The 3,630-nt window shown below is 69.4% G+C and carries 3 protein-coding genes; all 3 read right to left on the bottom strand.

Annotated features, from left to right (window positions below):
* A partial coding sequence (locus V8246_RS16995) for a HAMP domain-containing protein (RefSeq protein ID WP_336190297.1) occupies nt 1-2,043 on the bottom strand: 2,043 nt, incomplete at its 3' end.
* A 171-nt stretch (nt 2,044-2,214) separates the two neighbouring features.
* Complete coding sequence (locus tag V8246_RS16990) at nt 2,215-2,991, bottom strand: flagellar brake protein (protein WP_336190296.1); 777 nt, start codon at nt 2,989-2,991, stop codon at nt 2,215-2,217.
* A gap of 264 nt (nt 2,992-3,255) precedes the next feature.
* A partial coding sequence (locus V8246_RS16985) for a methyl-accepting chemotaxis protein (protein WP_336190295.1) occupies nt 3,256-3,630 on the bottom strand: 375 nt, incomplete at its 5' end.

The raw sequence follows: 3,630 nt of genomic DNA, 5'->3' as shown, positions 1-3,630 counted from the left end.
CAGCTGGTTGGCCTGGCGGGCGCTTTCCGCGTTCTGGCGCACGGTGGAGGTCAGTTCCTCCATGGAGGCGGCGGTTTCTTCCAGGTTGGCGGCCTGCTGCTCGGTACGGCGCGACAGGTCGCTGTTGCCGGAAGCGATCTCGCCGGCGGCGGTGTTGATGGAAGTGGAGGCGTCCTGGATGCGGCCGACGATGTCGGTCAGCTGGGCCACCGTCGCATTGGCGTCGTCACGCATGCGGGCGAACACGCCGTGGAAGTCGCCTTCCATGCGCGCGGTCAGGTCGCCGCGGGACAGGGACTGCAGCACGCCCGAGACCGCGTCCACGCTGCCCGCGATCGTCGCCAGCAGACCGTTCAGCTGCTGCGACAGCGCCAGCAGGAAGCCCTGCTTGCCGGTTTCGGCGATGCGCCCGCTCAGGTCGCCCTGTACCGCGGCCTGGACGATGCGGGTGACCTCCTGCTCGACCATCACCTCGGCGGTGCGGTCGGCCCACTCCACCACGTAGCCGATGCGCTGGCCGTCGCCGTCGGTCACCGGGTTGATGATCAGCTGCATGACGCGGCCGCCGACATGGATCTGGGCGCGGTGCGTGCCCTGCAACTGCGACAGGATGCGCGACTGGTGCTCGGGCTTCTTGTGGAAGACGTCGATGCTGCCGCCCACCATGGTGCGCACGTCGAAGGCCGGCAGGTCGCGCCGCAGGTCCTGTTCGGCGTCGGCCAGCATCTTCATCAGCGGCCGGTTGGCGTAGACGATGGTGCGGTCGGCGTCGGCGATCATGACGTTGGTGGTCACTTCCTCCAGCGCCGTGCGGATACGCAGGCTTTCGCGGGCGATGACCTGGTCACGCTCGATGCGCTCGCGCAGGTGGCCCTGCATGCTGCGCAGGGCCTTCATCAGCGTGCCGACCTCGTCGTCGCGGCCCACGCCGATCTCGCTGTCCAGCTTGCCGCCGGCGATGTCGTCGGCCACGCGCACCGCGCCGGCCAGAGGAACGCTGACCTGGCGACGCAGCAGCCAGAACACCGCACCGCACAGCAGTGCCGCGCCCAGTGCGCCCACGGCGACCACGGTCCACAGCACCGCACGGGCTTCGCGCATCAGGACGGCGCGCGGTACCACTACGCCCAGCGCGAAACGCTCCGCCGCGGTCCCGATCTGCAGCGGCACGTAGGCCTCGACCATCGTCTCGCCGGACGCGTCCTGCACTTCGCGGAACACGGGCTTGTCCGCAGCGATCTGCTTCAGCAGGCCGGCCGCCTCGGGATCGGCGAACGGCTTGCCGAGCAGGGTCGCGTCGTGGTCGGCGATCACCACGCCGGCCGGGGTCAGCAGGCGGACGAAGCCGGCCTCCATCGGGGTGAGCTTGGCGATGCGTTCCTGCAGCGATTGGAGGGCGAAGTCCACGGTCATCACGCCGACGTATTTGTCGCCGTCCAGGATGGGCGTGGAGAGCGTGGTCATCAGCACGTCCTTGCCTGCGATCTTGTAGACGTAGGGCTCGGCGACAACCGCGCGCTTGAGCTCGCGCGGGCGCAGGTACCAATCGCCCGCACCGGGCACTTCGTAATCGCGCAGGGCCTCCAGCAGCGGGGCGCCGTCGCTCCAGGCCCAATAGCTCATGAAGCGGCCGGTAGCGTCGTGGCCCTCGGCCGCCACATGCGCCGCGTCCTGGCCGTCGAAGGCGTCGGGTTCCCACAGGGTGCCCACGCCGACCCATTCGGGGTGCGCCTCCAACTGGCGCTTGATGACGGCGCCGGCGGCGGCGCGGCTGACGCCGTCGCTGGCGCGCTGGGCCAACAGTGCATGCGCCAGCGCCTCGTTGCTGTCGAAGGCGCGCCCGAGTTCGCCCGAAATGCGCTGCGCCTCCAGGCTAGCCAGCCCCTCCATCGTGGCGCGCGCGCCCGTCAACAGGGCCTGGCTGCTGCGCAGGTAGCTGGCCGCGGCGGCGACGCCGAACGCCAGCAGCGCGACAAGCGCGACGCCGTACATCACCCGCGTGGCGATGCTGCGGGAAGAGGAGTGGGAGAGAGCGGATGACATGGTGGCCTCGTGCAGGTTGAGCGATACGGCGATAGCGCCTGCAGGGAAGGAGGCCGCGGGTGGCGATCACGCCCGTATTGCAGGAGTCATGCGGGATATCGGCGGGCGTGCGGCGAGGTTGAGTGCGGAAACGTGTGACATGAAGGGCTGCGGCACGAAAGCCGACGCGCATCACGCGGCGCCACGCTCGCGGGCGCTGCGCTGGCGTTCCAGGCGGAAGATGTAGCGCTGGATCAGCGCGTCGGCGCCGCGCGGGAGGTCGGTGAACTGGCAGCCGGCGCGCCAGCTTTCCGTTCCGTTCTGGTTGAGCTGGCTGTGCAGGCTTTTCACCATCAGGCGCAGGCTCAGGGGGCCGCTGTCGGGCAGGTACAGCAGGCAGTCCGGGAACTCGCGGTAAGGCCGCAGCGTGGGGTTCTCCGCCTGGACCGCCAGGGCGATGCCGCCGCCGCTGATGTCGAGCACGCGGTAGCGTTCGTAGGTGGTCTCGCCATCGGGATGGTGCTGGGGGATGGCGCACTCCAGCGGCTGGGTGACCGGGACCTGCAGCCGGTAGTACTCGCGCCGCTGCAGGCGCAGCAGGGTCTCCGGCAGATCGGCGCGGAAGGCGACCTGTCCTTCGTGGTGCAGGCGTACCAGCCCTTGCAGGCGGAACTGCACATGGATGCGGTCCAGCCGGGAGACGCAGGTGACGTGGGTCGCGTCCTCGATGATGCGATTGATGGCCTCGCTGGCGCTGCCATCGATCACGACGGCGTCTTCGTCGTCCAGGACTTCGACGATGGAGGTCGGAAACGTGTGGTTGCGCGGCATCACGCAGCCGCTTACCAGGGCGCGCCGCTCGATCAGTGCCTGCAGGATGCGCCGGATCTCGTGTCCATTGCGCACCAGGTACTTCTCGTCCTCGTACCGGATCGGCTCGGCCTGGGGGGAGTCGGTGGGCTCGGTCATACGGTCGGCGATGGGCGGCAGGCCCGGCGGAAGGCGTCACAGGCTGTATCGGCGTGCGTCGCATGATCTTTAGCGACGTTGGCGCGGGTACGCCACGCTGCGTCCTACCGTGCGCGCACGGTAGGCGGATGACCGTCGTCCATCACGATCGGCGAGCGTCAGGCACATGCAGGCCAGGCAGGCCTGCGTTGCGCGGCGGCATCCACGCGTACACGGCCCGGATCGACCGGGCCGTGTGCGAACTGCGTGTTCCAGCGGGCGTGTTCAGAACTCCTGCCAGTCGCCCTCGGCGAGTGCCGGTTCCGGCTTGCGCGCGACCGGCTTGCGAACCACGGCCTTGTGCGCCGTCACCGGGCGCGAGGCGGCGGGCGCGACGGGCTTGCGCACCGGGGCGCTGGCAGTGCCGTTCAGCTTGAACACGGCGACGGATTCGGCCAGCGCATGCGCCTGTTCTTCCATGCTGCGTGCGGCGGCGGTGGCTTCCTCCACCAGCGCGGCGTTCTGCTGCGTGGCTTCGTCCATCTGGGTGATGGTCTGGTTGACCTGCTCGATGCCGGCCGACTGTTCCTGCGAGGCGGCACTGATCTCGGCCATGATGTCGGTCACGCGCTGCACGCTGGCCACGATCTCGCCCATGGT

Origin of the sequence: Pseudoxanthomonas sp. F11, from assembly GCF_037046485.1 — a bacterium.
Taxonomy (GTDB): Bacteria; Pseudomonadota; Gammaproteobacteria; order Xanthomonadales; family Xanthomonadaceae; genus Pseudoxanthomonas_A.
Note: the sequence above shows the minus strand (reverse complement) of the source record. Positions and strands in the feature narration are given on the sequence as shown.